At 71.9% G+C, this 5105-nt stretch carries 5 protein-coding genes; 3 read left to right on the top strand and 2 right to left on the bottom strand.

The genetic code is table 11. The features are described 5' to 3' along the window. On the bottom strand, positions 1-1487 hold a 1487-nt coding region (locus tag ABD327_RS19270; RefSeq protein ID WP_344451885.1), incomplete at its 3' end, for a type I polyketide synthase. Between the two features lie 185 nt (positions 1488-1672). Continuing rightward, positions 1673-2542, bottom strand: coding sequence for an SDR family NAD(P)-dependent oxidoreductase (locus tag ABD327_RS19265; protein WP_344451883.1), 870 nt, complete (start codon positions 2540-2542; stop codon positions 1673-1675). Between the two features lie 74 nt (positions 2543-2616). On the opposite strand from ABD327_RS19265, the gene ABD327_RS19260 reads away from it, so the two are divergent. The 3 genes from ABD327_RS19260 (at position 2617) to ABD327_RS19250 (ending at position 5045) form a co-directional block, all read left to right on the top strand. Further along, positions 2617-3045 (top strand): winged helix-turn-helix transcriptional regulator, encoded by a 429-nt coding sequence (locus tag ABD327_RS19260; RefSeq protein ID WP_344451882.1) that lies wholly within the window; start codon positions 2617-2619, stop codon positions 3043-3045. 133 nt (positions 3046-3178) lie between these two features. Further along, the gene (locus ABD327_RS19255; RefSeq protein WP_344451881.1) at positions 3179-3604 is read left to right on the top strand and encodes a hypothetical protein; all 426 of its coding nucleotides are present in this window, start codon (positions 3179-3181) and stop codon (positions 3602-3604) included. A gap of 4 nt (positions 3605-3608) precedes the next feature. Further along, complete coding sequence (locus ABD327_RS19250) at positions 3609-5045, top strand: FAD-binding oxidoreductase (RefSeq protein WP_344451880.1); 1437 nt, start codon at positions 3609-3611, stop codon at positions 5043-5045. Positions 5046-5105 lie beyond the last annotated feature (60 nt).

Genomic DNA, 5105 nt, shown 5'->3' with positions numbered 1-5105 from the left:
GGCTCGGCGGCCGTGTCCGCAGGCCGCGGCGGTGCTCCGCCGTTCGTGCCGAGCGGGAGGGGCCAGGGGTCGGACTGCTCCGAGGCAGGGGAGGGGGAGGGGGGTTCTTCGAGGATGAGGTGGGCGTTGGTGCCGCTGATGCCGAAGGCGGAGACGCCCGCGCGGCGGGGGCGGCCCTCCCGGGCGGGCCAAGGGCGGGCGGTGGTGAGCAGGCGCACGGTGCCGGGGGACCAGTCGACGTGCGGGGTGGGCTCGTCCACGTGGAGGGTCGCGGGCAGCGCGGAGTGCCGGAAACCCAGGAGGATCTTGATGATGCCGGCGACGCCCGCGGCGGCCTGGGTGTGGCCGAGGTTCGACTTGACCGAGCCCAGCCACAGCGGGCGGGACGGGTCGCGGTCGCGGCCGTAGGCGGCGAGCAGCGCCTGCGCCTCGATCGGGTCGCCCAGGCGGGTGCCGGTGCCGTGCGCCTCGACGGCGTCCACGTCGGACGGCCCGAGCCCCGCGTCGGCGAGGGCGCGGCGGATCACCCGCTGCTGGGACGGGCCGTTCGGCGTGGTCAGGCTGCTGCTCGCGCCGTCCTGGTTGACCGCCGAGCCGCGGATCACCCCGAGGACGCGCCGACCGGCGCGCAGCGCGTCGGCCAGCGGCTCCAACACCAGCACCCCGGCTCCCTCACCCCATCCGGTGCCGTCGGCGGAGGCGGCGAACGCCTTGCACCGGCCGTCGGCGGCCAGGCCCCGCTGCTTGCTGAAGTCGATGAAAGCGCCGGGCGTCGCCATCACCGTCACTCCGGCGACGACCGCGAGCCCGCACTCGCCCGCCCGCAGCGACCGCACCGCGAGGTGCGCCGCCGCCAGCGACGAGGAGCAGGCGGTGTCGACCGTGACGGCCGGGCCCTCCAGCCCGAAGAAGTAGGAGATCCGGCCCGACATGACGCTCGCCGAGCTGCCCGTGCCCTGGTAGCCCTCGACGGTCGCCGCCGCCGCGGCCCGGGTCACCGCCGCGTAGTCCTGGCCGTTGGTCCCGGTGAAGACGCCCGCGCCGCCGCCGCGCAGCGTGCGCGGATCGATGCCGGCGTTCTCGAACGCCTCCCAGGCGCCCTCCAGCAGCAGCCGCTGCTGCGGGTCCATCGCGACGGCCTCCCGCGGCGAGATGCCGAAGAACGCGGCGTCGAAGCCGCCCGCGCCGTCCAGGAAGCCGCCCTCGTGGGTGGTGGACGAGCCGGGCCGGTCGGGGTCGGGGTCGTACAGGCCGTCCAGGTCCCAGCCGCGGTCGGCGGGGAACCCCGAAACCGCGTCCCGTCCCGACGCCAGCAGCCGCCACAGCGCCTCGGGCGAGTCGACGCCGCCCGCGAACCGGCAGCTCATCCCGACGACGGCGATCGGCGCGTGCCCGGCCTCCTCCAGTTCCCGCACCCGGTCCCGCGTCCTCCGCAGATCCGCGGTCACCTTCTTGAGATACTCGACGACCTTTTCATCCTGTGGCATCGATACACCTTTATAAAAGCGAATGACGGGCGCGATCCGGACCGATGCTAAGTCGCCGGAGAACGGCCGATAACCCCTATGCAGGCGATTCGGGGACCCCTAGGACGAAGAAAGGGGTGAATGCGAAAAGGCCCGTGCGGACGAGGGATGCGTCCGTACGGGCCCGGGTGGTCCGGCCGATGGAGTCAGGGGACCAGCTGGGTGGTACCGAGCTTGGAGGTGACGAGCCGGGCGGTGACCTCGGCGAGCCTGGCGGCCTTGGCCTTGTCGAAGGTCGGGAAGGTGTCGACGTCCAGGTACTTGCCGCGGTCGACGGCGGAGAACACCGGCGCGGGCGGGGAGTCGATGAACTCGATGATCGGCTCGACGGCCTTGTCGACCGGCTTGGCCGCCACCTTCGCCAGCAGCCCCACGATGGCTTTGACCGGCTGCTTCATGTGCTCCAGGCCGCCCCGGGTCGCGGTGAAGCCGGGGTGGTAGAGCACGTAGTGGGCCTTGCTGGACGGGTGGGTGCCGTAGGCCGCGCCGAGCAGGTCGTTGGCCCGGCACGCCTGGGTCTGCGCCTTCAGCCCGCTGTACTTCCGCGTCTGCTGGAGGTCGTCGAAGTTCACGTCGCCCATCTTGGTGCCGGGCGCCGTCACATTGATGATCACGGGTGCGGCGGCCTGGTCGAACTGGGCGCGCAGGCCGTGCCCGAGCAGGTAGCGGCTGAGGTAGTAGAGGCTGAAACAGAACTCCAGGCCCTCGGCGGTCTCCACCCGCCGGGGGCTCTGCCGGTTGGCGCACAGCACCAGGGCGTCGATCACCGGGTGGGCGGCCAGGGACTCCACCAGTGCCTGGACGGCCTTGAGGGAGCTGAGGTCCGCCTGGATGTAGTGCAGTCGGCCCGCGTCGCCGCCCGCGTCCCTCGTGAGCGCGGCACCCTTCTCCGCGCTGCTGCCGACCACGATGACGGTGTCCCCTCGCGCGAGGCGCGCGAGGGCCACGGCCCGTCCCATTCCGTCCGTGCCGCCGGTAATGACGATCGTCTTGTGCGCTGATTGCGGATGCGGCATCTGTGCTCCAGTTGTTACTGTCAGGGCACGGATATTGTCCGCGCTCGCGCCGCCTCCTGGAAGAAGGCAGAAAAATGTTCTCTACGAACATCGATGTTCCCACCGCGCTCCGGACGGAACTGGCGCTACCCGTCACCGGGGCCGAACACGCCTCCTGCCCGGTGACCGAAGTCCTGCGCCGGCGGGTGGGCGACAAATGGAGCGTTCTGGTGGTGGTCCTGCTGGGGTCGGGGCCGCGCCGCTACGGTGAGCTGGACCGCGCCATCCAGGACATCAGCCAGCGGATGCTCACCCGCACCCTGCGCGGCCTGGAGCGCGACGGCCTGGTCTCGCGCACCACCTTCCCGACCGTCCCGATCACCGTCGAGTACGAACTGACCGCGCTGGGCCGCACCCTGCTGGGCCCGCTGTCGGTGCTCGCCGACTGGGCCGTCCAGCACTCCGCCGAGATCGACCGGGCCCGGGCCGAATTCGATTCCCAGAATTCCGGTCGGCCGCTCTGACCGCTTATTTTCTCCGATAGGGGTGGGTGATAAGGGGTCGCGGATAGGGGTTGACCGTTCTTTGCCTCTCTCAGAGGCTGCCGATGACCGCAGGAAACGGTCTTCGAGTGCTCGACGCAAAGGACGGCAGTAAATGGGGCGGTTCATCTATCTCAGCAGCTCGACCCGGCAGCCGGAGCCGGAGGAGAGCGACATCGAGATCACCATCACCACCGCGGACGAGGTCAAGCAGGGCGACGCGCTGCACATCGAGGTCACCCTGCGCACCCTCCACCCGACGATCAAGGACCGGCCGGCCCGCGACATCAACGGCGAGGTGACCATCGTGGTCGGCGGCGCCGAGGAGCGCGAGGTGGTGGCCACCGGCCTCACCAACACCAACCGCGTCTTCGCCGGCAAGAACGTCCTGCTCACCGGCGGGCATGCGACGATCACCGCCGAGCGCGCCGGCACCTACACCTTCGCCCCGGGCGAGATCGAGGTCAGCACCTCGGACTATCCGCTGCGCAGCGTGCCCAAGGCGCCGAACCCGGTGGACTCCGAGACCACGGTCCTGTGACCTGATGGGCTCCCCGACCTGGGACTCGCTCGGCGCGGGACTCGACGGAGACCTCGTCCTGCCCGGCGACGCCCGATACGACCTGGCCAGGCAGCTGCAGCTCGCCGAGTTCGACACGGTCCGCCCGGCCGCCGTCGCCTACTGCGCGACTCCGGCCGACGTCCAGGCGAGCGTGACGTTCGCGGCGGCCAACGCCCTGCCGGTGGCCGCACGCAGCGGCGGCCACCACTTCGCCGGCTGGTCCACCGGGACGGGCCTGGTCATCGATCTGTCGCGGATCGCGCACATCGAGGGCCGGCCCGGCCGGGTCCGGCTCGGCCCCGGCGCCCAGGCGGTGGACGCCCTCGTGGCGCTCGCCGCCGACGGCCTCGAGGTCGTCACCGGGATCTGCCCGACCGTGTGCCCCGCCGGTTTCGTCACCGGCGGCGGCCTCGGCCTGCAGACCCGCCGTTTCGGCCCGGCCAGCGACCATCTCCTCGCCGCGACGCTCGTCACCGCCGACGGACGGCTCGTCCGCTGCTCGGCGGAGGAGGAACCGGACCTGTACTGGGCGCTGCGCGGCGGCGGCGCGGCCAGCTTCGGCGTCGTCGTCGACCTGGAGCTGAGCCCCGTCCCGATCGGCCGCACCGTCGGCTTCACCGTCGTGTGGCCCTACGACCGGGCACTCGACCTGCTGGAGCACTGGCAGGAGTGGATCGCCGCGGCCCCGCCCGGGCTGGGCGCGGAGATCGGTCCCGTTCTCATGGACGCCGCCCCCGGCGCCGTCCCCACCGTGCTGATGTTCGGGGCCTACCAGGGCACCCGGGCGGACTTCGACGACCTCCTCGCCGGGCTGTGCGCCGCGGCCGGCGCCACCCCCCTGATGGCGGACATCGAGGAGGGCACCCACGAGGAGGTGACACTCGGCCTGTACCGCTGCCGCGACCTGACGCCCGCGCAGCGCCGCAGGACCGGCACCACCCCCGACGGCCTCCTCCCGCGCCAGCCCTACCTGCGCGAACGGCACCGTTTCCTGCCGGGTCCGCTCGGCCGGGACGCGCTGGAACGGGCCCTGGAGATCTTCGACGGCGACCGCAGGCCCGGCCAGCTCCGCCATGTGGCGCTGACCGCGCTCGGCGGGGCCGCCGCCGAGGTGGGCCGCACCGAGACCGCGTACGTGCACCGCGACGCGCGGTTCCTCGCGAAGTTCACCGCCGTCGGCCTGCTCGACGAGCCGGCCGAGGGCGACATCGCCTTCGCCGAGGAATGGGCGGACCGCGGATTCGCGCTCCTCGATCTGTTCTCCGACCACCATTCCTATGTCAATTACCCGGACCCGGAGCTGGACGACTGGCGCTGGGCCTATTACGGCGAGAACTATGAACGGCTGGCCGAAGTGAAGAAGAGCCTCGACCCCCACGGACTCTTCGTGTTCCCGCAGTCGATCGGGAGCGGAAGATGAACAGGTTCGCCTTCCTGGCGGCCCCTGCCGCCGCGCTGCTGCTCGCGGGCTGCGGCGGAT

The organism is Actinocorallia aurantiaca, assembly GCF_039533685.1.
Taxonomy (GTDB): domain Bacteria; phylum Actinomycetota; class Actinomycetes; order Streptosporangiales; family Streptosporangiaceae; genus Actinocorallia; species Actinocorallia aurantiaca.
This window is presented reverse-complemented; position numbering and strand designations above follow the sequence as displayed.